We start from the raw sequence: 22,843 nt of genomic DNA, 5'->3' as shown, positions 1-22,843 counted from the left end.
CCACCCATCCGAGACGGCGTGTTGCAGCGCCGGACGTCGCCGAAGTGACGCGTTGACGGGTAGCACCGCATCGAGATGGACGTGATGCCGAGGTCGGATGCCGACTGATCATCAGGTCCCGCGCCGTGCGCCCCCGCCCTGTCCCGCGTCGCGCCTCGCGCTGCGCGCTGTACTCGCGCCTCGCGCTGCGCGCCGTGCTCTCGCACACCGCGACCGCCGTGGGTGCCGTGATCGACTCGGTTTTCATGAAGTCGCGGTGTCCAAGCCGGTGCGACGCCCCGACTTTCAGGAAACCGAGTCGATCAACAGGAGACGTGGCTTGGGCGGCGGGGACTGGCGGATCGTCGTGGCCGCTGGCCGCTGGCCGCTGGCCGCTGGCCGTGGGTCGCGGGCCGTGGGTCTCGGGCCGTGGGTCACGGGCCGTGGGTCACGGGTCGCTGGCCGCTTGCCGCGGTTCGCGGTTCCTGGTCGCGGTCATGGGCGGCGTGGGCGTGCTCGGCAGCGTCAGCAGCGCAGGTGGTAGTGGTTGCGACGTGGGGTGTGCAGCGGGTCGAGCCAATTGGGCGGGAGGAAGTCAGGGCGACCGTCCGCCGCGATACGGACCGTCCAATCGCCGCGGTGGATGAGCCGGTGGTGGTAGCCGCAGAGCAGCACGGCATTGCCCAGCGCCGTCACCCCACCGTCGGCCCAGTGTCGGATGTGGTGGCCGTCGCACCACCTCGGCGGCCGATCACAACCAGGAAAGGCGCAACCGCCGTCCCGTAGGACCAGCGCGCGCCGTAGCGGGCCGGTGAAGAGCCGGCGCTGGCGACCGACGTCCAGGACCTGACTGTTGCCGTCGAGCACAGCCGGCAGCACGCCAGCGTCGCAGGCCAGGCGGCGGACAGCGCCGGGCGTGAGGCGTGTGCCGGTCTCCAGTGTTCCGGCGCGTACGCCGTTGACCAGCTCGTTCAGCGACACTGTCACCACCAGCTGAGGACGGTCGCCGCCGTTGTCGGGCAGCTGGCCCGTGCGGAGCGCCAGTCGGCAGATCTCGCCCAACGCGTCGGCGCGGCGCTGACCAGGACTGCGGTCGTCGTGCTCACCGGCTGGGGCGCAGAGCGGATCGATCGCCTCGCGGAGCAGGCTCGCGGTTTCGGTGTCGAGGTTGCCGCTGAGGCGTACCTGCCCGTTCTGTTGCTCGGAGAGCGTGACGTGCCGGCGGGCCTCGGCCCGCTCGGTGGCCCGCTCCAGAGCCTTGAGCTCAGCCTCGTCGGCCAGCTCCGGGGCGACGTGCGTGAGGACGCGTTCGCCGAGCTGGCCGAGGCTTGTGGGATCGAAACGGTCAGCCCAGGTGACCAGCAGTTGAGTGGCCTTGTCGGCCACTTCGGGACCGGCCTCGACCGGGAGGGCGGCGATCGTCTCGGCCACCACCCGCCCCTGCTCGACGGTGATGGCACCGCTGAGCAGCGCGTCGCGCACCGCTGGCGGGGCGGCGTCGATGGTGGCGGCGAGTTGGACCAGTTGGCGCGCGCTGCGACCGGAGAGCCGGAGCCGATCGCGCAGCCAGACTGCCGTGGATGGGGCACCCTGAGTGACCGCCAGCCCGCGGCCGTCCAACTCGCGGACCAGACCGAGCTGGACGGTTGCCAGCCGCTGCGACAGCACCTGGGCCGCGTCGAGAGAAGCAAGCAACTCGTCATCGGAGAGCCCCCAGAGCGTGGTCTCGGCGCAGTCGTCAACCGCGCCGCCCACCTGCTCCAACACCTCCAACACGCAGTCAGAATAGAACTGGTGTACGACACTTCCGGGTCGGTGTCGATCAATGAGGGGAACCAAGCGATCCACGCCGCGCGTGCCGTCGAATCCGCCTGCTCACTAGCAAAGGACAGACGCCATGTGACCCGAGCGGGACGTGGTGGTGATGGCAGGTTGGAAGGTCTGCCGGGATCATGGGCCTATGACCGAGGCCCGCTCCGATTCGCGCCGGATGACGATCAGCGACCCGCAGGTGATGCGGGCGATGGCCCATCCGGCGCGGATCGCGATCATGGAGTACCTGAACAGCCGCGAGGCCGGCGGGACCGCCACCGAGTGTGCCGAGATCGTCGGGCTGTCGCCGAGCGCCACCAGTTACCACCTGCGGGCGCTGGCGAAGTTCGGGCTGGTCGAGCAGGCGCCGAGTCGGGGGGACGCGCGTGAGCGGTTGTGGCGCGTGCCGAGTGGGAGTGTGCTGGTCGAGGCGGGCCGTGATGCCGGGCCCGAGGCGCGGGCGGCCGAGCAGGCGCTGGTGGAGGCGCATGCGGTCCGGGCCATGGAGCGGACCCGGGACTGGTTGCGGCGCGCCGGGGACGAGCCCGCCGAGTGGTACGACACGGCGCTGTTCACCGACACGCTGGTGCTGCTCACCGCTGAGGAGTTGGCCGAGTTGAACGAGGCGGTGCTGGCACTGCTCCGGCCGTACCACCCGCGACGGCGGCAGGGTGAGCCGCCGCCGGGGGCGCGCACTGTCGCTGTGCAGTACCGGACGGTGCCGCTGGCATAGGCGGGGTTGCATGAATCAGTTGTGAAGGATTATTTTCGAAGTATGTCCTTCGCAATTGATGAGTCGCGCTGGTCGGACGTCTGGCTCGCCGCCGCCGCCCGGGGCACCACCATCTGCGGCGACTTCCTCGCGGCGACCGCGCTGGCACTGGCCCTGCAGGGTGCCGGTGCCGGTGGACTGGCCGTGTCGGGGCTGCTGCTGGCCGCCACCCTGCCGCTGGTGGTGCTCGCTCCGCTCGCGGGGCGACTCGCCGACCGGATGGACAGCCGCACCCTGCTGGTGACAGTCGGTTTGGGGCAGGCCGGCGTCTGCGCGCTCCTCGCCGTCGTCGAGCAACCGGCACTGGTGGTCGGGCTCGTCGCACTGCTGGCCTGCGGGCTCGCGGTGACCCAACCCTGCCTCGCGGCGCTGCTGCCGGCGATGGTCCGCCCGGCCGACCTGCCGCGCGCCAGCGCGATCAGTCAGACCGCCGTCTCGCTTGGTGCGCTCGGCGGCCCGGTGCTGGCCGGTCTACTGGTGGGACAGTTCGGCACCCGCGTACCGCTGCTTCTCGATGCCGCGACCTACCTGGCGTTGGTGGTCGCGGGCCTGCTGCTGCGGACCCGACGCGGCGGCCGGCGGTCCGCCGCCAGCCAGACCGCCGCCAGCCAGACCGCCGCCGCCGCGAGCAGCGAGGCCGCCGCCGGGGGCAGCCAGGCCGCCTCGGGCGGCGTGACAACCCCGGGGGGTACGGAGATCGGCTGGCAGCTGCGCCGCGACCCGCTGATGCTCGTGATGGTGGTGAGCACCGCCGTGGTGATCGCGGCGATCGGCGGCATCAACGTGATCGAGGTCTTCTTCATCCGGGAGACCCTGGAGGGCTCGGCGACCACGTACGGCCTGGTCAGCGCCGCATGGATGGCCGGCATGCTGCCGGGGACCTGGCTCGCCGTACGACTCGCTCGGCGGCTCGACCACGACGGCGCGTTGGTACGCGGGGTGCTGGCCACCCTGGCCGTGTGCAGTTTGATGGTGTTGCTCGCGGCGACGGTGCCGGCGGCGGGTGTGTTGGTGCCGCTCTGGCTGGTGGGAGGCGCGGCCAACGGTGGCGACAACGTCTTCGCCAACCTGCTCACCGCTCGGCGGGTGCCGGAGGCGATGCGCGCCCGGGCGTACGCCAGCTACGGCGCGGCGGTGCAGGGTGGCTCGATGGCGGGCTTCCTGATCGGCGGGGCGTTGCTCGCCGTCGTTCCGCCCCGACCGCTGATCGCCGGCGCCGGGGTGCTCGGGTTGTTGGTGGTGCTGGGTTTCGTGCCGGTCGTGACCCGGGCGGTAAGACGGTCGTCGCTGACCGACGCCCCGGCAGACGGTCGACGAGCGGCCGACGCGCCGGCAGGCGGTCGACAAGCGGCCAACGCCCCAGAAGGCGGCCGAGCTGCCCGGTCAAGTGCGGGGTTGGCCACTTCGGGCCGGCCCGCCGAGCCGGCGCCCGCCGCCGGGGATACGGTCGGGCCATGGCTGAGCGCATCGCACGCCCGCGAGTCGGGCACATCCAGTTCCTGAACTGCCTGCCGATCTACTGGGGTCTGATGCGCTCCGGTGCCCTGCTCGACGTGGACCTGCACAAGGACTCGCCGGACCGGTTGAGTGCGGCGCTGGTCGCCGGCGACCTCGACATCGGCCCGATCACGCTGCTGGAGTACCTGAAGCACGCCGACGAGCTGCTGCTCCTCCCGGACCTGGCGGTCGGCAGCGACGGTCCGGTGCTGTCGGTCAACATGGTCTCCACCCGACCCCTCGACGAGTTGGACGGCGCCCGGGTGGCGCTCGGCTCGACCTCGCGGACCGGGGTGATGACGGCGCAACTGCTGCTCGCCGAGCAGTACAACGTGCGGCCCGAGTACTTCCGGTGCCCGCCGGACCTGACCCAGATGCTGCTGGAGGCCGACGCGGCCGTGCTGATCGGGGACGTGGCGCTGCGGGCGTACTACGAGGCGCCGCAGAAGGGCCTCACTGTCACCGACCTCGGGCAGGCGTGGCGGGACTGGACCGGGCTGCCGATGGTCTTCGCCGTCTGGGCGGTCCGCCGTGACTTCGCCGCCGCCCACCCGGGCCTGGTCAAGGAGGTGCACGAGGCTTTCCTGCGCTCCCGGGACCTCTGCCTGGCGGAGCTGGACCAGGTGGCCGAGGCGGCGGCGCGCTGGGAGACGTTCGACGCGCAGACGCTCGCCACGTACTTCCGGACCCTCGACTTCTCCCTCGGCGATCGGCAGGTCGCCGGGCTGCGCGAGTGGGCCCGACGGGCCGCCGCGATCGGGGAGGCCCCGGCGCTGCCGGAGGGCGGTCCGGAGTTCTTCGCCGGCTGACCCCTGCCGACGGCGCACCAACGGCCCGGGTCGGCAGCGGCCCGGGCCGGCGTCAGCGTGGACGGCTCAGGTGCCGGTGCGGAGCAGCGCCTCGGTGATCTTCTCGCAGTTCTTCATGCCGTAGTCGTAGCCCATGTTGATCGGGTACTTGACCATCACGCCCATCGTCCAGGTGTCGCCGATGGCCAGGCAGTTGATGTGCATCTCCTGCTCCCTGGTCCGGTCGATCCACCCGTTCTTGATGGCGATCTTCTTCTGCTCGGCGGCCGGGAAGGCCTTGCGGATACCGAAGTCGCCGCCGCCACGAACCAGTTTCATCTCGTTGAGCAGCCACTTGGTCCACTTCGGCCCGGCGGCGGTGCCGGTGGCGATGCAGTTGCCCATCCGGGCGGTGTCCCGGGGTGAGAGCGCCGTCCGGCTCCAGCCCTTGTCGGGGGCGACGCTGCTGTCGGTCAGCTCGCACATGGAGATCAGGCGCTTGATCGAGGCGTCTCGGCCGACCAGGTTGTAGAACTGCTCGGCCCGGGTGTTGTCGCTGTCCCGGATGATCCGGGTCGCGTCGGCGAGCTTCGCGTCGCTCGGGGTCTGGCCGGCGTCGGCCGCGCGGCGCAGGTAGTCCGCGACGATCCACGCCTTGATCATGGAGGCGGTCGTGCTGGTCTCGTCCATGTTCTTCGAACCGATGATTTTTCCGGTTCGCCGGTCCAGGACGCTCCAGGCGTACCAGCCCTCGATGTCGAGGTCGAGATTCTTGGCCGCGAAGGGTAGCGGCTCCAGCGACGGGCTGGGGCTCGGTGACGGCGCGGACGGCTGGCGGGCACTGCGGTCGGTGCCGGAGCCGGTGGGCCGGTCGCTGGTGCCAGCGTCGCCCCACTTGGCGGCGGCGGACGACTCGAACGGCGACCCGGGCAGCAACCGCAGCGACACCAGCACCAGGCCGATGAGGATGACCGCGATGGCGATCAGCCGCATCGGGGAGGCGTCGCCCTCGCCACGCCGGTCTCCCCGACGGGTGCCGGCCATCAGAGCTTCCCGACCGGCTGCTGCGGCACCTTGAGCGCGGCACCCGGCTGCGGGGTGACCAGTTGGGTGGCCACGCTGGCGCAGACCTTCGCGCCGTAGTCCAGGCCGGTCCTGATCGGGTAGCGCAGCATCACCGCCAGGCTCCACTTGCTGGTGACGGCGAGGCAGTTGACGTGCCAGTTGCCGTCGCCGTAGATCGGGGTCCAACCGTTCTTGATGCTGACCGGGCCCTGCGAGGTGATCGACTTGGGTAGACCGTCGATGATCCCCCAGCGGCCGCCACCGGAGTCGGGCTTCTGGTCCTTGGCCGCGGTGGTGCCCGTGACCTTGCTCATCTGGTCCAGCACCCACTTCGTCCACTTCGGGCCGGCGGCCTTGCCGTCGGCGATGCAGTCGCCGAGTCGGACCGCGTCGCGGGGAGACATCCGGGTGTAGCTCCAGAAGCCGGTGTACGGCTTGGTGTTGCCGCGCTTGGTGTCGGTCAGCCCGCAGATCTTGATCGCCCGCTGGATCACCGCGTCCGGAACGCTGCTCGACGAGGCCTTGTAGGACCCGCCGGCAGCCCGGTGGACCGCGTTGGCGGCCTTGTCGTTGCTGTCGACGATGGCGAGTCGGGACGCCTCCTTCAACGATGCCGACGGCTCCTTGTCACCGAGCTGTCGCAGGTAGTCGGAGACGATCCACGCCTTGATCATCGATTCGGTGGAGCTGGTCGCGGCCATGTTCGACGACCCGGAGATCTTGCCCGTCTTGCGGTCCATCAGGGCCCAGGAGAAGAAGTCACCCTTGAAGCTCACCGACACCGGACCGGCCGCCAGGGTGGGCGGCGGCGGTGGCGCGGGTGCGGGCGCGGCGACGCTCGACGTGCCGCCACCGCCGCCTCCGCCGCTGTCGTCGCTGGCAAGTCGGGCGTACGCGGTGGGGACCAGCAGGACGCCGCCGAGCACGACTGCCGTGATGGCGAGCACCAGGGTCACGCGAGATCGCATGAGTGGGTGAACTCCAGGTGTCAGGGCCGGGGGGACCGGCTTGTCGTCGGGACGAATCGGGTGCGATCGCCGAGGCCGGGGGAGGTGGCCTCGGTAAAGATGTCGATGCGCGGCAGCCGATCGGTTGTCCGGCAGAAGTCTACGTCCGGACCGGCCGGCCGCCAGGTTTCGACACTAGGCAACCTGCGATAAAGGCGAGTTATGGGGCCGGTATGAGGTTTTTGCAGGGGTTCACCTTTGTTTCGTGGCCCAAGTCACGGCGATGGAATGCCGCCCAGGTCGCGCAAAGCAGTCATTCGACTACGGATGGGATGCGCGGATTCCTGTTACACCCCCTGGTGCAACGAGGCGCAAGCTGTAACACTTAGCCTCATGTATGGCAACGACTTCTCCGCCCCGAACAGCGCCCCGGACGAGGCGCCCGGCGGTCTGCTGGGCGAGGTCGAGGCCGCCGAGGCGGAGCTGCGGGCAGCGGCGGCGCGCGGGCGGCGGGGCGGGCCCGCGCCGGACGAGGACCTGGCGGCGTACTTCGCCGAGGTCGTCGACGCCGAGCAGAAGATCGAACCCCGCGACTGGATGCCCGACGCGTACCGGCGGACGCTGATCCGGCAGATCGCCCAGCACGCCCACTCCGAGATCATCGGCATGCAGCCAGAGGGCAACTGGATCAGTCGGGCGCCGTCACTCAAGCGCAAGGCGATCCTGCTGGCCAAGGTGCAGGACGAGGCGGGTCACGGCCTCTACCTCTACGCCGCCGCCGAGACCCTCGGCATCAGCCGCGACGAACTGGTCCAGCTGCTGCTCGACGGCCGCCAGAAGTACAGCTCGATCTTCAACTACCCCACCCTCAGCTGGGCCGACGTCGGCGCCATCGGGTGGTTGGTGGACGGTGCGGCGATCGTCAACCAGGTGCCGCTGTGCCGCTGCTCCTACGGCCCGTACGCCCGCGCGATGATCCGGGTCTGCAAGGAGGAGTCGTTCCACCAGCGGCAGGGCTACGAGATCCTGCACACCCTGGCGCACGGCACCCCCGAGCAGCACGCCATGGCGCAGGACGCGGTGGACCGATGGTGGTACCCGTCGCTCGCCATGTTCGGCCCGCCGGACGGCGACTCCACCCACTCCACCCAGTCGATGGCCTGGAAGATCAAGCGCTTCTCGAACGACGACCTGCGTCAACGCTTCGTCGACATGTGCGTCCAGCAGGCCGAGATCCTCGGGGTCCGCATCCCCGACGACGACCTGCGCTGGAACGACGAGCGGCAGGCGTACGACTACACCCAGCCGGACTATGACGAGCTGATGCGGGTGATCTCCGGCGACGGGCCGTGCAACCGCGAGCGGATGGCCCACCGCCGCGCCGCGCACGCCGACGGCAGCTGGGTACGCGAGGCCGCCGCGGCGTACGCCGCGAAGCGGACGAACAAGGAGAAGGTGGCCGCGTGAGCGAGCGTGCCGAGCAATCCGGCGTGACAGGTCATTCGCCTCTGTGGGAGGTCTTCGTGCGGGCCCGGCGCGGACTGTCGCACACCCACGTCGGCAGCCTGCACGCCCCCGACGCCGAGCTTGCCCTGCGCAACGCCCGCGATCTCTACACCCGCCGTCAGGAGGGCGTGTCGATCTGGGTGGTGCCGGCCGGCGCGATCACCGCGTCCAGCCCGGACGAGAAGGACGCCTTCTTCGACCCGGCCGCCGACAAGGTCTACCGCCACCCCACCTTCTACGAGGTGCCGGACGGGGTGGCTCACCTGTGAGCGAGCGAACCAGTCAGCTCAGCAGCGGGGTGACGGCGTGAACGGGCCCTTCGACTTCACCCTCGCCCTCGCCGACGACGCGTTGATCGCGGCCCAGCGGCTGGCCGAGTGGACCACCCGTGCCCCGGAGATGGAAGAGGACATCGCGCTGGCCAACATCGCCCTCGACCAGCTCGGCGCGGCGCGCCTGCTGCTGTCGTACGCGGGCGAGTTGGAGGGCGCCGGGCGCGACGAGGACGCGCTGGCGTACCTGCGTGACGACCGCCAGTTCCGCAACGTTCTCCTGGTCGAGCTGCCCAACGGCGACTTCGCGGTGACGATGGCGAAGCTGTTCTTCCTGGCGGCGTACCAACTGCCGCTGTACACGGCGCTGGCCGGCTGTGCTGACGAGCGGTTGGCGGCGATCGGCGGGAAGGCGCGCAAGGAGTCGGCGTACCACCTGGACCACGGCGCGCTGTGGGTGAAGCGGCTCGGTGACGGCACCGAGGAGTCGCACCGTCGGATGCAGGCGGCCGTCGACCACGTGTGGCCGTACACCCACGAGCTGTTCGCCGCGGACCCGGCGGCGCCGGTCGACCCAGCCACCCTGCGGCCGGCGTTCGACGAGGTCGTCGGCCCGGTGTTGGCCGAGGCGACGCTCACCCGGCCGGGCAGTGCCTGGGCCCCGGCCGGCGGGCGGGCCGGTGTGCACAGCGAGCACCTGGCCTACCTGCTCGCCGAGATGCAGGTGCTGCACCGCGCCCACCCGGGAGCGAAATGGTGAACCCCAGGGCGGCGGCCGCGTCGGTGGTGGACCCGGAGATCCGGGTCATCACCATCGACGAGCTGGGCATCCTGCGCGCGGTCGAGGAGGATCCGGCCAGTGGCCGGGTCACCGTCACCATCACCCCGACCTACACCGGCTGCCCGGCGATGGACGTGATCCGGGCCGACATCCGCCGCGCGCTTGCCGCCGCCGGCCACCCGGACGCCGAGGTCCGGACCGTCTACAGCCCACCGTGGAGCACCGACTGGATCTCCGAGGGCGGGCGGGCCAAGCTCGCTGCCGCCGGGATCGCCCCGCCCGCCCCGGTGCCCGCCGCCGGCGTCGTGTCGCTGACCCTCGCGGTCCGCTGCCCGCGGTGCGGCTCGCCGGAGACCGAGCAGGTCAGCCGGTTCGGCTCCACCGCGTGCAAGGCGCTGTGGCGGTGCCGTTCCTGCTCCGAACCCTTCGACCACCTGAAGGCGCTGTGACTGTCACCATCACCCGCCCGGTTCGCCGTCGGCCGGTCTTCCACCCGTTGTCCGTCGCCGCCGTCGACCGGCTCACCGACGATTCCGTGGCGGTGACCTTCGCCGTACCCGAGGAACTGCGGGAGACCTTCGCGTTCCGCGCGGGCCAGCACCTCACCGTGCGGCGGGTGACCGACGACGGCGAGGACGTGCGCCGGTCGTACTCGATCTGCTCCACCCCCGACGACCTGGCCCGGCGCGGCCGGTTGCGGATCGGGGTGCGGGAGATCCCCGGCGGCGCCTTCTCCGCGTTCGCCTGCGGGGCGCTGCGCGGTGGCGACACCGTCGAGGTGCTGCCGCCGCTGGGCACCTTCACCACGGCGTTCGCACCGGACCGCGCCCGGCACTACGGCGCGGTCGTCGCCGGCTCCGGCATCACCCCGGTGCTCGCGCTGGTCGCGACCGCCCTGGCCGTCGAGCCGGCCAGCACCTTCACACTGGTGTACGGCAACCGCACGGCGAACACCGTGATGTTCGCCGAGGAGCTGGCCGACCTGAAGGACCGCCACCCGACCCGGCTGCACCTGGTGCATGTCCTCTCCCGGGAGCAGGGCGAGTCGCCGCTGCTGTCCGGTCGGATCGACGCCGAGCGGCTGAGCCGGTTGCTGGACACCATCGTGCCGGGCGACGTCATCGAGGAGTGGTTCCTCTGCGGCCCGTACGGCATGGTGGTCGACGTCCGGGACGTGCTGACCGCACGCGGTCTGCCCGAGTCGGCGGTGCACACCGAGCTGTTCCACGTCGACGCGCCGCCGGAGCCGGTGCGCCGGCCCGTCGACCAGGCGGGTGCCGGGGCCGAGGTCACCATCGTGCTGGACGGCCGCTCGTCGAGCTTCACCATGGGTCGCGAGGAACGGGTGCTGGACGCCGCGCTGAAGGTGCGCGGCGAGCTGCCGTACGCCTGCAAGGGTGGCGTCTGCTCCACCTGCAAGGCGAAGGTCGTCGACGGCGCGGTCACGATGGCCCGCAACTATGCGCTGGAGCCCGACGAGCTGGCCGCCGGCTACGTCCTGACCTGCCAGTCCAGCCCTACCACCGACAAGCTCACGATCGACTACGACGCCTGATCGCCTCTCGCCCGCGTCGATCTTGCAGTTTCGGTCGTCGATATGCGTGGAATGCCCCGTGTGTCGCAACAGTACCCGCAAGATCGCGGTGAGGGTGTGGCGGTGACCCGGTTCAGTGCCGGCCTGGCCCGTGCGGAGCGAATCACAGCCTTAAGCACCCCTCAGGGAAGGGGCGCGTCGTCGGCGTAGGCTCGGGGTGTGACGGTGAGCCGGGAGATCGACGACATCCTGCAGCGCGGCGCGGACGGCGGGCGGATCACGCCCGAGGAGGCCCTGCTGCTCTACACCGAGGCGCCCTTCCACGCGTTGGGTGAGGCGGCGGACGCGGTGCGCCGGCGGCGCTACCCGGACAACGTCGTCACGTACCTGATCGACCGCAACATCAACTACACGAACGTCTGCGTGACGGCGTGCAAGTTCTGCGCCTTCTACCGCGCGCCCAAGCACCAGGAAGGGTGGACCCACCCGACCGAGGAGATCCTGCGCCGGTGCGGCGAGGCGGTCGAGCTGGGCGCGACCCAGGTGATGCTCCAGGGCGGGCACCACCCCGACTACGGCGTGGAGTACTACGAGGAGCTGTTCTCCTCGGTCAAGCAGGCGTACCCGAACCTGGTCATCCACTCGATCGGCCCCAGCGAGATCCTGCACATGGCCAAGGTGTCCGGGGTGAGCCTGGACGAGGCCATCGCCCGGATCAAGACCGCCGGTCTGGACTCGATCGCCGGCGCCGGCGCGGAGATGCTGCCCGAGCGGCCCCGCAAGGCCATCGCCCCCCTCAAGGAGTCGGGCGAGCGCTGGCTGGAGGTCATGGAGTTGGCCCACCGGCAGGGCATCGAGTCGACCGCCACCATGATGATGGGCACCGGCGAGACGCACGCCGAGCGGATCGAGCACCTGCGCATGATCCGGGACGTGCAGGACCGCACCCGCGGTTTCCGGTCCTTCATCCCGTGGACGTACCAGCCGGAGAACAACCACCTCAAGGGCCGCACCCAGGCGACCACCGTGGAATACCTGCGCCTCGTCGCGGTGGCCCGACTGTTCTTCGAGACCGTCCCGCACCTGCAGGCGTCCTGGCTGACCACCGGCAAGGACGTCGGGCAGCTCTCCCTGCACATGGGCGTGGACGACCTCGGCTCGATCATGCTGGAGGAGAACGTGATCTCCTCCGCTGGTGCGCGGCACCGCTCCAACCTGCACGAGCTGATCGGCATGATCCGCTCGGCGGACCGGATCCCCGCACAGCGCGACACCCTCTACAACCGGCTCGCCGTGCACCACACGCCGGCCGACGACCCGACCGACGAGCGGGTGGTCTCGCACTTCTCCTCGATCGCGCTGCCCGGCGGTGGTGCGGGAAAGTCCCTACCCCTGGTGGACGTCAGCTGACGGTCGGCAGGTGGCCGTTCGGCTGATCGACGCTCATGCTCCCGCCGAATCGCCCCGGCGGTACGGGTGGTCCCCGCCGCCGCAGCGTCAGCCTGTCCGGTCCGGGTCTGGTGGAGATGATCGTCGGCGGCTAGCGTCCCGGCTCATATCTGGCACCACCGTCGACGTACGGGGCTGTCCTCCATCGGCCCGCTGCGGGTCGTTCATATAACGCACGGCAGTACGGGCGGGATGGGTGACCATCCCGCCCGCACTGTCTGCCCAGCTCGGGCCGGACGGATGAAATCGGGTCCGCCTGCTGGCGTGGGAGATCGGCCTCCGATAGCGTCCGCTCGTTCCGCAACCATTCTTTCTTCCCTACCCCCGGGGGACTGATGACAGCGTTCCACCGCTCGACGCTGGTGCGCGCCAGTGTCGTGGCGCTGATCGCGGCCGGTGGTATCGCCGCCGTTGCCGCCCCGGTGCTGGCGGCCGAGCAGGCCGATCTGGCCCTGGTGCCGCTCAGCTACAACCTGGCCAAGGGCGTGACGGAGGCCAAGAGCAAGCCGTTCAAGTTCACTGTCGACAACACCCGGAGCAAGGAAGACGCCAAGGGTGTCAGTTACACGGTGGACACCAGCAAGCTGACGATGAACAAGGTTCGGGTCGTGGTGCCCGACGGTTGCCGGGTGAACGGCAAGAAGTTCACCTGCCGCCTTGGTGACCTGGCCGCCGGCACCAGCGAGGACTTCGGCATCCCGATCTTCTCCACCGGCGGTAAGGGCGCTGCCGGCACCCTGGTGGTCACCATCCGGTCGGCGACCGAGGACCCCAACAAGGAAGACAACAAGGTCGAGCACGACATCACCGTCACCGAGCCCGGGTACGACCTCACCAGCTGGGTGCAGGACGTCAACGCGAACGTCGTGGTGAACGGTGTCAACGGTGACGACCCCGACCTTCGTCCGGTGCGGCCGGGCGAGACGGTGCCGGTCGACTGGGCGGTCTACAACGACGGCAGTCGCAAGGCCACCGGCCTCGCCTACGTGCTCACCCTCCCGGCGGGCGTCACCTTCGACACGCTGCCGGACACCTGCACCACGCAGACGTTCGGTGTCGCTCAGGCGCTCTGTCAGGACGACGGCGCGGTGATCCGGCCCGGTGACTACTACACGGCGGACATCAAGGTGACCGTCGGTAAGGACGTCACCGAGCCGGTGCTGCGGGTCGGCGAGCTGGTGGCGCACGGTCTGGACGTGGCAGCCGGCAGGCCCGAGGAGCAGCCGCGGCGGGCCAGCACCGCACAGCGGAAGACCTTCACCGAGGTCGACGAGGGCGACAACCAGGCGGTCTTCGACGTCTTCGTCGACCTGGCCGTGGACCCGACGCCGACGCCCACGCCCACTGTCACTCCGACGGGGTCGCCCACTCCGACGCCGACGGTCACCCCGACCGGCTCGCCGACCCCGACACCGACCGTCACGCCGACGGAGACCCCGACGCCAACGGAGACTCCGACTCCGACGGAGACGCCGACCCCGACGGAGACCCCGACCCCGACGGAGACCCCGACCCCGACTCCTACCGAGACGCCGACTCCGACGGAGACGCCGACCCCAACGGAGACGCCGACTCCGACGGAGACGCCGACCCCGACGGAGACTCCGACTCCGACGGAGACGACGACCCCGACCCCGACCCCGACCCCGACTGACACTCCGACGGTCACGCCGACGCCGACCGCGACGGCCACGCCGACCCAGACGCCGAGCGCGACTGTCACTCCGACGCCGGGCTCGAGCGGTACGACGACGCCGGGCGCGACCGTCTCGCCGGGTGCCGGTGGCGGCTCCACCGGTGGCGGCTCGGGAGGTGGTGGCCTGCCGGTGACCGGTGTGCAGGTCGGCCTGATCGGCGGCATCGGCGCGATCATCCTGCTCGTGGGTGGAGCGCTGCTGGTGCTCACCCGTCGCCGCAAGGTGGTGGTGGTCTCGCCGGCCGACGAGAAGTCGACCGACTGACACCGGGCCGCTGGCGACGGCGCGCGGACGAGGCGCGACAGCGACGGCGGTACGCGTCCTGACTGAGGCGTCAGGGACGCAGGCACGACGCGAGGGCGGGGTGGGCGACCACCCCGCCCTTTCGCGTCAGTGGTGCGTGCCACGCCACCCAGCGAGTGTCGATTGGCGGGCGGCTGGCAGAGTGGAGGGGTGAGCCGTACCCCGCAGGGCCAGCGCGCCAGTCTGGACAAGCAGCCGCACGAGGTCGCCGCGATGTTCGACGGCGTGGCAGAGCGTTACGACCTGACCAACACCGTGATCTCGCTGGGGCAGGACCGCTCCTGGCGTCGGGCCACCCGGGCGGCGCTCGGGTTGCGGCCGGGCGAGCGGGTGTTGGACGTGGGCGCGGGCACCGGCGTCTCGACGCGTGAGCTGGCCCAGTCCGGGGCGTACGCGGTCGGGGTGGACCTGTCGCTGGGCATGCTGCACACCGGCAAGCGGGCCCGGCCCGAGGTGCCGCTGTTGGCGGGGGACGCGCTGCGCCTGCCGTTCGCCGACGCGAGCTTCGACGCGGTGACGATCTCCTTCGCGCTGCGCAACGTCAACGACACCGACGCGGCGCTGCGTGAGCTGGCCCGGGTGACCCGGCCGGGTGGCCGGTTGGTGGTCTGCGAGTTCAGCACCCCGGTCAACCCGGTCTTCCGGACGGTCTACCTGTCGTACCTGATGCGGTCGTTGCCGGCGGTGGCTCGTACGGTGTCGAGCAACCCCGAGGCGTACGTGTATCTCGCCGAGTCGGTCCGGGCCTGGCCGGCGCAGTCCGCGCTGGCCGGGCGGGTGGCCGCGGCCGGGTGGGGGCGGGTGGCGTGGCGCAACCTGACCGGTGGCGTGGTGGCCCTGCACCGGGGGATCCGCCAGTAGCGGCGGACCCCTCCAGCGGGCGCGGACATTATTCAGGTTCCGCTAATATCAGGCTTTAGTCCACTTTGCCCCGTACGCTCGACCGCATGACCGGAGCAGACCCGGCGGACCCGGTGGCCGCCACCGACGACGACGCGGCCGAACTCATCGCCCAGTTGCGCGAGCTGGCCGGGGCCGACCCGGTCGAGGTCCGGCAGGTGGTCGCCGAGGTGCTGGCCGCGCTGGACCGCGCGGCGGGCGGGGCGCTCCGCGAGCATCTGCCGGAGACGATCCGGGTCGACGCGGGCCTGGACGCCTCCAGCCCGGCCTGACACCTGACCGCTGTGGACGGTCATGGGGTGTCACATCGGCGAGTTAGGTACCCCTGATCCTGCGCTGGTATGACGCCGGTCATACACTCGTCCCGTCTGGCTTGTGAAGCATTTCACGAGCATGCGGGAGGAGGCGCGAATGACCGCGGTGGAACACGACGCCGACGTCATTGTCGTGGGCGCCGGTCCCGGTGGATCAGCGACTGCGTACCACCTGGCCCGGCACGGCGTACGGGTGCTGTTGTTGGAGAAGACCGAGTTCCCACGGGAGAAGGTCTGCGGCGACGGGTTGACCCCGCGCGCGGTGCGCCAACTCATCCGGATGGGTGTGGACACCTCGCCTGAGGCGGGCTGGCTGCACAACCGCGGCCTGCGGGTCATCGGCGGTGGGGTGCGCCTGGAACTGGACTGGCCGGAGCTGGCCAGCTTCCCCAACTACGGTCTGGTGCGCACGCGACTGGACTTCGACGACCTGCTCGCCCAGCGGGCGGTGGCGGCCGGCGCGAAGCTGCGGACCAGCGTCAACGTGTTGGGCCCCGTGCTCGACGACGATGGTCGCGTCACCGGCGTCGAGGCGGAGGTCGGGCCGGGCAAGGAGCCCACCACCTTCCGCGCCCCGCTGGTCGTCGCGGCCGACGGTGTCTCCGGCCGGTTCCCGCTCGCGCTCGGGTTGGCCAAGCGGGAGGACCGGCCGATCGGTGTGGCCGTCCGCCGCTACTACCGTTCGCCGGCCAAGCACGAGGACAACTACCTGGAGTCCTGGCTCGAGCTGCGCAGCAAGGACAGCGGCGACAACCTGCTGCCCGGGTACGGCTGGATCTTCGGCCTCGGTGACGGGCGGGTCAACGTCGGCCTCGGCGTGCTCAACTCGTCCTCGGCGTTCGGCAAGACCAACTATCGCCGGCTGCTCACCGACTGGCTCGCCAACACCCCGGAAGACTGGGGGATGACCGACGAGGCCAACGCCGACGGCCCGATCCTGGGCGCCGCGCTGCCGATGGGCTTCAACCGGGTGCCGCACTACACGCGCGGCGTGCTGCTGGTCGGCGACTCGGGCGGCATGGTCAACCCGTTCAACGGTGAGGGCATCGCGTACGCCATGGAGTCCGGCGAGTTGGCCGCGGAGGTCGTGGTCCAGGCCCTCGCCCGGCCGGCCGGCCCGGAGCGGGAGCGCGCGCTGCTGGCGTACCCGAACGAGCTGAAGGCCCGACTCGGCGGCTACTACCGGTTGGGCGGCATCTTCGTGAAACTGATCGGCCGCCCCGAGATCATGCGGATCGCCACCAAACACGGCATGCCGCATCCGACGCTGATGCGTTTCGTGCTCAAGTTGTTGGCCAACCTGACCGACCCGCGCGGCGGGGACGCGATGGACCGGGTCATCAACGCGATGACGAAAGCCGCTCCCGCCGTGTAGCGCGAGGAGTGGCCCTGCGGGTCCAGCGGTCATCGACGACAGCCGGAACTGTATACGTAGGACGGCATCGGTGCTGGTCACGGCCCCGGCGCCGACAAAGATCGACCCCCGCCGACTGCCACTGCGAGGGACGTGAATAGTGTGATTTTCGTCAAGCACCGAGGGCAGGGAAGGACGAGCAGGAGAAAACGATGTCGCTCTCGCCTTACGCACCGATCATCGGGCTGTTCGCCCTCGCCGCGGCGTTCTCGCTGTTTTCCGTCGGCGCCGCCCGCTTCGCCGGTCCCCGGCGCTACAACAAGGCCAAACTCGAGGCTTACGAGTGCGGCATCGAGCCCAGCCCGCAGCCGGTCGGCGGCGGGCGGTTCCCGATCAAGTTCTACCTGACGGCGATGCTCTTCATCGTCTTCGACATCGAGATCATCTTCCTCTACCCCTGGGCGGTCTCGTTCGACGCTCTGCCGATCTTCGGCTTCGTGGAGATGGTCCTGTTCATCGTCGCGGTCTTCGTTGCGTACGCCTACGTGTGGCGGCGCGGCGGCCTGGACTGGGACTGAGGAAGGAACGTCAGATGGGCATCGAGGAGAAGCTTCCCGCCGGCGTCCTGCTCACCTCGGTGGAGAAGCTGGTCAACTGGTCTCGGAAGTCGTCCGTGTGGGGCGCCACCTTCGGCCTGGCCTGCTGCGCCATCGAGATGATGGCCGCCGGTGGTCCGCACTACGACATGGGCCGCTGGGGCATGGAGGTCTTCCGGGCGTCGCCCCGGCAGGCCGACCTGATGATCGTGGCCGGCCGGGTGAGCCAGAAGATGGCCCCGGTGCTGCGCCAGATCTACGACCAGATGGCCGAGCCGCGCTGGGTGCTCTCGATGGGCGTCTGTGCCAGCAGCGGCGGCATGTTCAACAACTACGCGATCGTGCAGGGCGTCGACCACGTGGTGCCGGTCGACATGTACCTCCCCGGCTGCCCGCCCCGGCCGGAGATGCTCATCGACGCGATCCTCAAGCTCCGCGAAAAGATCATGTACGAGCCACTGGGCCCGAACGGTCGCAAGATGCTGGCCGCGCGCCAGGAGCGCGGCGACGTTCCGGTGGTGCCCTACGGCTCGATGCCGTCCTCGTACCGCAACGACAAGGCCCGGCGCGCCGAGTGGACCCGGGCGGTCCGCGAGGGGCGCGAGGAGCAGCTGCGCATCGAGAACTGGATGAACGCTCAGAACCACCTCCACCCGCAGGCAGGCCCGAAATGACGTCACCCACGGACAAGCCAAACGACGGCGGCGTACCGCTGCCGGTGGTGCCGGCCGGCGCCACCAGTGGCGCCCCCGCCGAGTTCCCGCCGGCCAGCCCGGCCGGTCGCGGGATGTTCGGCAACCAGGGCACCGGCGACGTGTCCGGTTACGGCGGCCTGGTCCGCCAGCGCCAGCCCATCGAGGAGGCGTCCCGGCCGTACGGGGGCTACTTCGACGAGGTCCGCGACGCGCTGGAGGAGGCGTACCCGGCCTTCAACGACGCCATCGAGAAGGTCGTCGTCGACCGGGGTGAGCTGACCCTGCACGTACGCCCGGAGCGGATCGCCGAGGTCTGCCAGGTGATGCGCGACGACCTGGCGCTGCGGTTCGAGCTCTGCTCCTCGGTGTCCGGCGCGGACTACCTGGGCGCCGACGAGCGTCGCCTGCACGTGGTCTACCTGCTCACCTCGATGACGTACCGGCGGCGGGTCCGGCTGGAGGCCGCCGTCTCCGTCGAGGCCCCGCACCTGCCCAGCGTGACCGCCGTCTACCCGACCGCGGACTGGCAGGAGCGGGAGGCGTACGACATGTTCGGCATCGTCTTCGACGGCCACCCCAGCCTGACCCGGATCCTCATGCCGGACGACTGGGAGGGGCACCCGCAGCGCAAGGACTACCCGCTCGGCGGCATCCCCGTCGAGTACAAGGGCGCGGAGATCCAGCCGCCGAACGAGCGGAGGTCGTACCAGTGACGACGTCGAACTACGCCAGCGAGCGTGAGACCGACGAGGGTCGGGTCTTCACCGTCACCGGTGGGGACTGGGACACGATCGTCTCGGGCACCGACCCGATCAACGACGAGCGCATCGTGGTCAACATGGGTCCGCAGCACCCGTCCACGCACGGGGTGCTGCGGCTGATCCTGGAGCTGGAGGGCGAGACGGTCCGCGAGGCCCGTTCGGTCGTCGGCTACCTGCACACCGGCATCGAGAAGAACCTCGAATACCGCAACTGGGTCCAGGGCTCGACCTTCGTGACCCGGATGGACTACCTCGCCCCGATCTTCAACGAGACCGCGTACGCCCTCGCCGTCGAGAAGCTGCTCGGCATCACCGACGACATCACCGAGCGGGCCACCACCATCCGCGTGCTGATGATGGAGCTCAACCGGATCTCGTCGCACCTGGTCTGGCTGGCCACCACCGGCATGGAGCTGGGCGCGATCTCGATCATGCTGTACGGCTTCCGGGAGCGGGAGTACATCCTCGACATCTTCGAGACCATCACCGGTCTGCGGATGAACCACGCGTACGTGCGGCCCGGCGGTGTGGCGCAGGACGTGCCGGACGACGCGGTCGTCAAGATCCGCGAGTTCCTCAAGATGATGCCGAAGAAGCTCAAGGAGTACGAGGACCTTCTCTCCGGCCAGCCGATCTGGACCGAGCGGACGAAGAACGTCGCGGTGCTGGACGTCACCGGCTGCGTGGCGCTCGGCATCACCGGCCCGGTGCTGCGCTCCGCCGGCCTCGCCTGGGACCTGCGCAAGACCATGCCGTACTGCGGCTACGAGACGTACGAGTTCGACGTGCCGACCCACCCCGACGGTGACGTCTGGGGTCGCTACCAGGTCCGGCTCGCCGAGATCCGGGAGTCGCTGAAGCTTGTCGAGCAGGCGCTGGACCGGCTCCGCCCGGGCCCGGTGATGGTCGCCGACCGCAAGATCGCCTGGCCGGCGCAGCTGGCCATCGGCGTCGACGGCATGGGCAACTCGCTGGAGCACGTCGCGAAGATCATGGGTCAGTCGATGGAGTCGCTGATCCACCACTTCAAGCTGGTGACCGAGGGCTTCCGGGTCCCGCCCGGCCAGGTGTACGTCGCCATCGAGGCGCCCCGCGGCGAGCTGGGCGTCCACGCGGTCTCCGACGGTGGCACCCGGCCCTACCGGGTGCACTACCGGGAGCCGAGCTTCGTCAACCTGCAGGCCCTCCCGGCGATGGCCGAGGGCGGTCTGATCGCCGACGTGATCGCCGGCGGAGCCTCGTTGGACCCGGTCATGGGGGGTTGTGACCGGTGAGTGCGAGGAGTGAGCTTGCGAGCCCCGCAGTCGCGAACGGAAGGCGGCGCTGATGACGACTTTCACTGACGAGACCCGGGAGCGGGCGCGCGAGATCATCGCCCGTTACCCGGCGGACCGGTCCCGCTCGGCGCTGCTGCCGCTGCTGCACCTGGTGCAGGCCGAGGAGGGCTACGTCTCCCCGGCCGGTGTCGCGTTCTGCGCCGAGGTGCTGGGGCTGAACAAGGCCCAGGTCGGCGCGGTGGCCACCTTCTACACGATGTACAAGCGCAAGCCGACCGGTGACTTCCTGGTCAGCGTCTGCACCAACACCATGTGCAACGTGCTCGGTGGCCAGGAGGTCTACGACACCCTCTCCGAGCACCTGGGCGTCGGGCACGACGAGACCACCGCCGACGGCACGATCACGCTGGAGCACGCCGAGTGCCTGGCGGCGTGCGACTACGGCCCGGTGATGACAGTCAACTACGACTTCTTCGACGGCGTGGACCCCTCCACCGCTGTCGGTGTGGTCGACGAGCTGCGGGCCGGCGGCCGGCCGATGCCGACCCGGGGCGCCCGGCTCTGCACCCTCAAGGAGATGGCGGTGCAGCTCGCCGGTTTCGCCGACGACCGCGACGGTGCCGTCGCCGACGGCGGGCCGGGCGAGCCGACCCTGCGCGGGCTGCGGCTGGCCCAGCAGCACGGCGTCTCGGTGCCGAACTTCGACCCCAACACCCCGATCCGCAGCAAGGCCGAGGCCGACAAGGCCGCCGCCGAGGCGAAGGCGAAGGCGGAGGCCGCCAAGCCGGCGCCCGTCGAGGCCAGCGCCGCGCCGGTCAAGGGTGGCGACGGGGCGTCCGCCCCGACCGGGGTCGCCGAGCCGGCGGCCGCCGCCGGCAGCACCGCCCGGGACGTGAAGGCACCGGACGACAAGTCGCCGCAGGTGCGTACCGCCGAGACCCGGCAGCCGGACGCGGGCACCGCTGTGCCGGACGCGCCCGGCACGAAGGCCCCGGCGGACAGCAGCGGCACCGCGCCACAGGCCGGCGACGCGCGCTCGGCCGAGGCGGCCGGCGTGGCGGCCAACGCGCCGGCCGGCGACGGCAAGCCCGCCGGCGACGAGGCCGGGGCGCAGGAGCGCAACCTCACCGAAGCGAAGGCCGACACGGACGCCGACGGCGCCGGATCGGCTGACGCGAGCGAAACGGGGGCCCAGAAGTGACCACTCCCCGCCCGGAGACGCTGGCCAAGCTGACGCCGGTGCTGACCAAGCGCTGGCTGTCGCCGGACGCCTGGCGCATCGGCACGTACGAGCAGCTCGACGGCTACGCCGCGCTGCGCAAGGCGCTCAAGGCCCACCCGGACGACCTGATCCAGCTGATCAAGGACTCCGGGCTGCGCGGCCGGGGTGGCGCCGGCTTCCCGACCGGCCTCAAGTGGGGCTTCATCCCGCAGGGCGACGGTAAGCCGCACTACCTGGTGGTCAACGCCGACGAGGGTGAGCCGGGCACCTGCAAGGACCTGCCGCTGATGACCCACGACCCGCACGCGCTGGTCGAGGGCGTGATCATCGCGTCGTACGCGATCCGGGCCGCCCGCGCCTACATCTACATCCGGGGCGAGGCGGTGCACGCCGCGCGTCGGCTGCGCAACGCGGTCCAGGAGGCGTACGACAAGGGTTACCTCGGCCGGAACATCCTGCGCAGCGGCTACGACCTGGAGTTGGTGGTGCACTCCGGCGCCGGCGCGTACATCTGCGGCGAGGAGACGGCGCTGCTGGACTCGCTGGAGGGGTTCCGGGGCCAGCCCCGGCTGCGCCCGCCGTTCCCGGCCACCCACGGCCTGTACGCGAGCCCGACGGTGGTGAACAACGTCGGCACCATCGCCAGCGTGCCGCCGATCGTGCTCGGTGGGGCCGACTGGTGGAAGAGCATGGGCACCGAGAAGTCCTCCGGGCCGATGATCTACTCGCTCTCCGGGCGGGTCGCCAACCCGGGCCAGTACGAGTGCTCGATGGGTATCACGCTGCGCGAGCTGCTGGAGCTGGCCGGTGGCATGCAGCCCGGGCACAACCTGCGCTTCTGGACCCCGGGCGGCTCGTCCACCCCGCTGCTGGCCGCCGAGCACCTGGACGTGCCACTCGACTTCGAGGGGGTGGCGGCGGCCGGCTCGATCCTCGGCACCACTGCCACGCAGATCTTCTCGGACCAGGACTGCCCGGTCTACGCGACGTACCGGTGGTTGGAGTTCTACCACCACGAGTCGTGCGGCAAGTGCACCCCGTGCCGTGAGGGCAACTACTGGATGGTCCGGGTCTACCGGCGGATCCTCGCCGGTCAGGGCACCCACGAAGACCTGGACACCCTGCTGGACACCTGTGACAACATCCTCGGCCGGTCGTTCTGCGGCCTGGGTGACGGCGCGACCAGCCCGGTGACCTCCTCGCTGAAGTACTTCAAGCAGGACTACCTCGACTACATCGAGGGTCGTAAAGCTCCCAAGCTGTCGGAGAAGACCTTGGTGGGTGCGCACTGATGAGCGCGAGGAACGAGCTTGCGAGTCCCG

The 22,843-nt window shown here is 70.5% G+C and carries 22 protein-coding genes; 19 read left to right on the top strand and 3 right to left on the bottom strand.

The window, feature by feature from the left end:
• Positions 1-504: 504 nt before the first annotated feature.
• Positions 505-1,755: an HNH endonuclease signature motif containing protein gene (locus tag AB0C03_RS14370; protein ID WP_357636994.1), complete on the bottom strand. Its 1,251-nt coding sequence runs from the start codon at positions 1,753-1,755 to the stop codon at positions 505-507.
• Positions 1,756-1,939: 184 nt separating this feature from the next.
• On the opposite strand from AB0C03_RS14370, the gene AB0C03_RS14365 reads away from it, so the two are divergent.
• Genes AB0C03_RS14365 through AB0C03_RS14355 form a run of 3 tightly spaced genes read left to right on the top strand, consistent with a single transcriptional unit; the run spans position 1,940 to position 4,869 of the window.
• Positions 1,940-2,524 (top strand): winged helix-turn-helix domain-containing protein, encoded by a 585-nt coding sequence (locus AB0C03_RS14365; RefSeq protein ID WP_030334090.1) that lies wholly within the window; start codon positions 1,940-1,942, stop codon positions 2,522-2,524.
• A 42-nt stretch (positions 2,525-2,566) separates the two neighbouring features.
• Positions 2,567-4,066 carry an MFS transporter gene (locus tag AB0C03_RS14360; protein ID WP_357636990.1) on the top strand — a complete coding sequence of 500 codons (1,500 nt, stop codon included), beginning with the start codon at positions 2,567-2,569 and terminating at the stop codon, positions 4,064-4,066.
• Entirely contained in the window at positions 4,018-4,869 is an 852-nt protein-coding gene (locus AB0C03_RS14355; protein ID WP_030334095.1) for a menaquinone biosynthetic enzyme MqnA/MqnD family protein, read from the top strand. Before AB0C03_RS14360 ends, AB0C03_RS14355 begins: the two co-directional genes overlap by 49 nt.
• A gap of 66 nt (positions 4,870-4,935) precedes the next feature.
• On the opposite strand, the gene AB0C03_RS14350 is transcribed toward AB0C03_RS14355, so the two are convergent.
• Both AB0C03_RS14350 and AB0C03_RS14345 read right to left on the bottom strand, forming a co-directional pair.
• Positions 4,936-5,841, bottom strand: a complete 906-nt coding sequence (locus AB0C03_RS14350; RefSeq protein ID WP_374224232.1) for a serine hydrolase — start codon at positions 5,839-5,841, stop codon at positions 4,936-4,938.
• Between the two features lie 50 nt (positions 5,842-5,891).
• The gene (locus tag AB0C03_RS14345; protein WP_210864998.1) at positions 5,892-6,881 is read right to left on the bottom strand and encodes a serine hydrolase; all 990 of its coding nucleotides are present in this window, start codon (positions 6,879-6,881) and stop codon (positions 5,892-5,894) included.
• A gap of 372 nt (positions 6,882-7,253) precedes the next feature.
• Between AB0C03_RS14345 and paaA the strand changes: the two genes are divergently transcribed.
• The 16 genes from paaA (at position 7,254) to nuoF (ending at position 22,813) form a co-directional block, all read left to right on the top strand.
• On the top strand, positions 7,254-8,327 hold the full coding sequence (gene paaA / locus AB0C03_RS14340) for a 1,2-phenylacetyl-CoA epoxidase subunit PaaA (protein ID WP_030334101.1): 1,074 nt from the start codon (positions 7,254-7,256) through the stop codon (positions 8,325-8,327).
• Positions 8,324-8,635, top strand: coding sequence for a 1,2-phenylacetyl-CoA epoxidase subunit PaaB (paaB, locus tag AB0C03_RS14335; protein WP_030334103.1), 312 nt, complete (start codon positions 8,324-8,326; stop codon positions 8,633-8,635). Before paaA ends, paaB begins: the two co-directional genes overlap by 4 nt.
• Positions 8,636-8,672: 37 nt before the next feature.
• On the top strand, positions 8,673-9,398 hold the full coding sequence (gene paaC / locus AB0C03_RS14330) for a 1,2-phenylacetyl-CoA epoxidase subunit PaaC (protein ID WP_030334105.1): 726 nt from the start codon (positions 8,673-8,675) through the stop codon (positions 9,396-9,398).
• Complete coding sequence (paaD, locus tag AB0C03_RS14325) at positions 9,392-9,868, top strand: 1,2-phenylacetyl-CoA epoxidase subunit PaaD (protein ID WP_357636980.1); 477 nt, start codon at positions 9,392-9,394, stop codon at positions 9,866-9,868. Before paaC ends, paaD begins: the two co-directional genes overlap by 7 nt.
• Positions 9,865-10,974 (top strand): 1,2-phenylacetyl-CoA epoxidase subunit PaaE, encoded by a 1,110-nt coding sequence (gene paaE, locus AB0C03_RS14320; RefSeq protein WP_357636977.1) that lies wholly within the window; start codon positions 9,865-9,867, stop codon positions 10,972-10,974. The genes paaD and paaE overlap by 4 nt, the downstream gene beginning before the upstream one ends.
• 198 nt (positions 10,975-11,172) lie before the next feature.
• On the top strand, positions 11,173-12,363 hold the full coding sequence (mqnC, locus tag AB0C03_RS14315) for a cyclic dehypoxanthinyl futalosine synthase (protein WP_030334111.1): 1,191 nt from the start codon (positions 11,173-11,175) through the stop codon (positions 12,361-12,363).
• A gap of 374 nt (positions 12,364-12,737) precedes the next feature.
• Positions 12,738-14,363, top strand: a complete 1,626-nt coding sequence (locus tag AB0C03_RS14310) for a hypothetical protein (protein ID WP_435823372.1) — start codon at positions 12,738-12,740, stop codon at positions 14,361-14,363.
• A 189-nt stretch (positions 14,364-14,552) separates the two neighbouring features.
• Complete coding sequence (locus AB0C03_RS14305; RefSeq protein ID WP_030334115.1) at positions 14,553-15,263, top strand: demethylmenaquinone methyltransferase; 711 nt, start codon at positions 14,553-14,555, stop codon at positions 15,261-15,263.
• Between the two features lie 86 nt (positions 15,264-15,349).
• Positions 15,350-15,574 carry a hypothetical protein gene (locus AB0C03_RS14300; protein WP_030334118.1) on the top strand — a complete coding sequence of 75 codons (225 nt, stop codon included), beginning with the start codon at positions 15,350-15,352 and terminating at the stop codon, positions 15,572-15,574.
• Between the two features lie 139 nt (positions 15,575-15,713).
• Complete coding sequence (locus AB0C03_RS14295) at positions 15,714-16,991, top strand: geranylgeranyl reductase family protein (protein ID WP_030334120.1); 1,278 nt, start codon at positions 15,714-15,716, stop codon at positions 16,989-16,991.
• 191 nt (positions 16,992-17,182) lie between these two features.
• The gene (locus tag AB0C03_RS14290) at positions 17,183-17,548 is read left to right on the top strand and encodes an NADH-quinone oxidoreductase subunit A (protein ID WP_007454588.1); all 366 of its coding nucleotides are present in this window, start codon (positions 17,183-17,185) and stop codon (positions 17,546-17,548) included.
• 14 nt (positions 17,549-17,562) lie between these two features.
• Positions 17,563-18,240: a NuoB/complex I 20 kDa subunit family protein gene (locus tag AB0C03_RS14285; RefSeq protein ID WP_030334123.1), complete on the top strand. Its 678-nt coding sequence runs from the start codon at positions 17,563-17,565 to the stop codon at positions 18,238-18,240.
• Positions 18,237-18,974 (top strand): NADH-quinone oxidoreductase subunit C, encoded by a 738-nt coding sequence (locus AB0C03_RS14280; RefSeq protein WP_030334125.1) that lies wholly within the window; start codon positions 18,237-18,239, stop codon positions 18,972-18,974. Before AB0C03_RS14285 ends, AB0C03_RS14280 begins: the two co-directional genes overlap by 4 nt.
• On the top strand, positions 18,971-20,296 hold the full coding sequence (locus AB0C03_RS14275; protein ID WP_030334127.1) for an NADH-quinone oxidoreductase subunit D: 1,326 nt from the start codon (positions 18,971-18,973) through the stop codon (positions 20,294-20,296). The genes AB0C03_RS14280 and AB0C03_RS14275 overlap by 4 nt, the downstream gene beginning before the upstream one ends.
• A gap of 52 nt (positions 20,297-20,348) precedes the next feature.
• Positions 20,349-21,500 carry an NADH-quinone oxidoreductase subunit NuoE gene (nuoE, locus tag AB0C03_RS14270; RefSeq protein WP_210864997.1) on the top strand — a complete coding sequence of 384 codons (1,152 nt, stop codon included), beginning with the start codon at positions 20,349-20,351 and terminating at the stop codon, positions 21,498-21,500.
• Positions 21,497-22,813: an NADH-quinone oxidoreductase subunit NuoF gene (nuoF, locus tag AB0C03_RS14265; protein ID WP_210858518.1), complete on the top strand. Its 1,317-nt coding sequence runs from the start codon at positions 21,497-21,499 to the stop codon at positions 22,811-22,813. The genes nuoE and nuoF overlap by 4 nt, the downstream gene beginning before the upstream one ends.
• Positions 22,814-22,843 lie beyond the last annotated feature (30 nt).

This window comes from Micromonospora parva (genome assembly GCF_040649675.1).
GTDB lineage: Bacteria > Actinomycetota > Actinomycetes > Mycobacteriales > Micromonosporaceae > Micromonospora > Micromonospora parva.
Note: the sequence above shows the minus strand (reverse complement) of the source record. Positions and strands in the feature narration are given on the sequence as shown.

Coding starts and splice junctions, on each gene's coding strand:
- nuoE (WP_210864997.1), top strand. CDS start 20,349: ATGACGACTTTCACTGACGAGACCCGGGAGCGGGCGCGCGAGATCATC.
- AB0C03_RS14355 (WP_030334095.1), top strand. CDS start 4,018: ATGGCTGAGCGCATCGCACGCCCGCGAGTCGGGCACATCCAGTTCCTG.
- AB0C03_RS14285 (WP_030334123.1), top strand. CDS start 17,563: ATGGGCATCGAGGAGAAGCTTCCCGCCGGCGTCCTGCTCACCTCGGTG.
- AB0C03_RS14280 (WP_030334125.1), top strand. CDS start 18,237: ATGACGTCACCCACGGACAAGCCAAACGACGGCGGCGTACCGCTGCCG.
- AB0C03_RS14295 (WP_030334120.1), top strand. CDS start 15,714: ATGACCGCGGTGGAACACGACGCCGACGTCATTGTCGTGGGCGCCGGT.
- AB0C03_RS14350 (WP_374224232.1), bottom strand. CDS start 5,841: ATGCGGCTGATCGCCATCGCGGTCATCCTCATCGGCCTGGTGCTGGTG.
- AB0C03_RS14290 (WP_007454588.1), top strand. CDS start 17,183: ATGTCGCTCTCGCCTTACGCACCGATCATCGGGCTGTTCGCCCTCGCC.
- paaD (WP_357636980.1), top strand. CDS start 9,392: ATGGTGAACCCCAGGGCGGCGGCCGCGTCGGTGGTGGACCCGGAGATC.
- AB0C03_RS14365 (WP_030334090.1), top strand. CDS start 1,940: ATGACCGAGGCCCGCTCCGATTCGCGCCGGATGACGATCAGCGACCCG.
- paaA (WP_030334101.1), top strand. CDS start 7,254: ATGTATGGCAACGACTTCTCCGCCCCGAACAGCGCCCCGGACGAGGCG.
- AB0C03_RS14310 (WP_435823372.1), top strand. CDS start 12,738: ATGACAGCGTTCCACCGCTCGACGCTGGTGCGCGCCAGTGTCGTGGCG.
- AB0C03_RS14360 (WP_357636990.1), top strand. CDS start 2,567: ATGTCCTTCGCAATTGATGAGTCGCGCTGGTCGGACGTCTGGCTCGCC.
- AB0C03_RS14345 (WP_210864998.1), bottom strand. CDS start 6,881: ATGCGATCTCGCGTGACCCTGGTGCTCGCCATCACGGCAGTCGTGCTC.
- AB0C03_RS14300 (WP_030334118.1), top strand. CDS start 15,350: ATGACCGGAGCAGACCCGGCGGACCCGGTGGCCGCCACCGACGACGAC.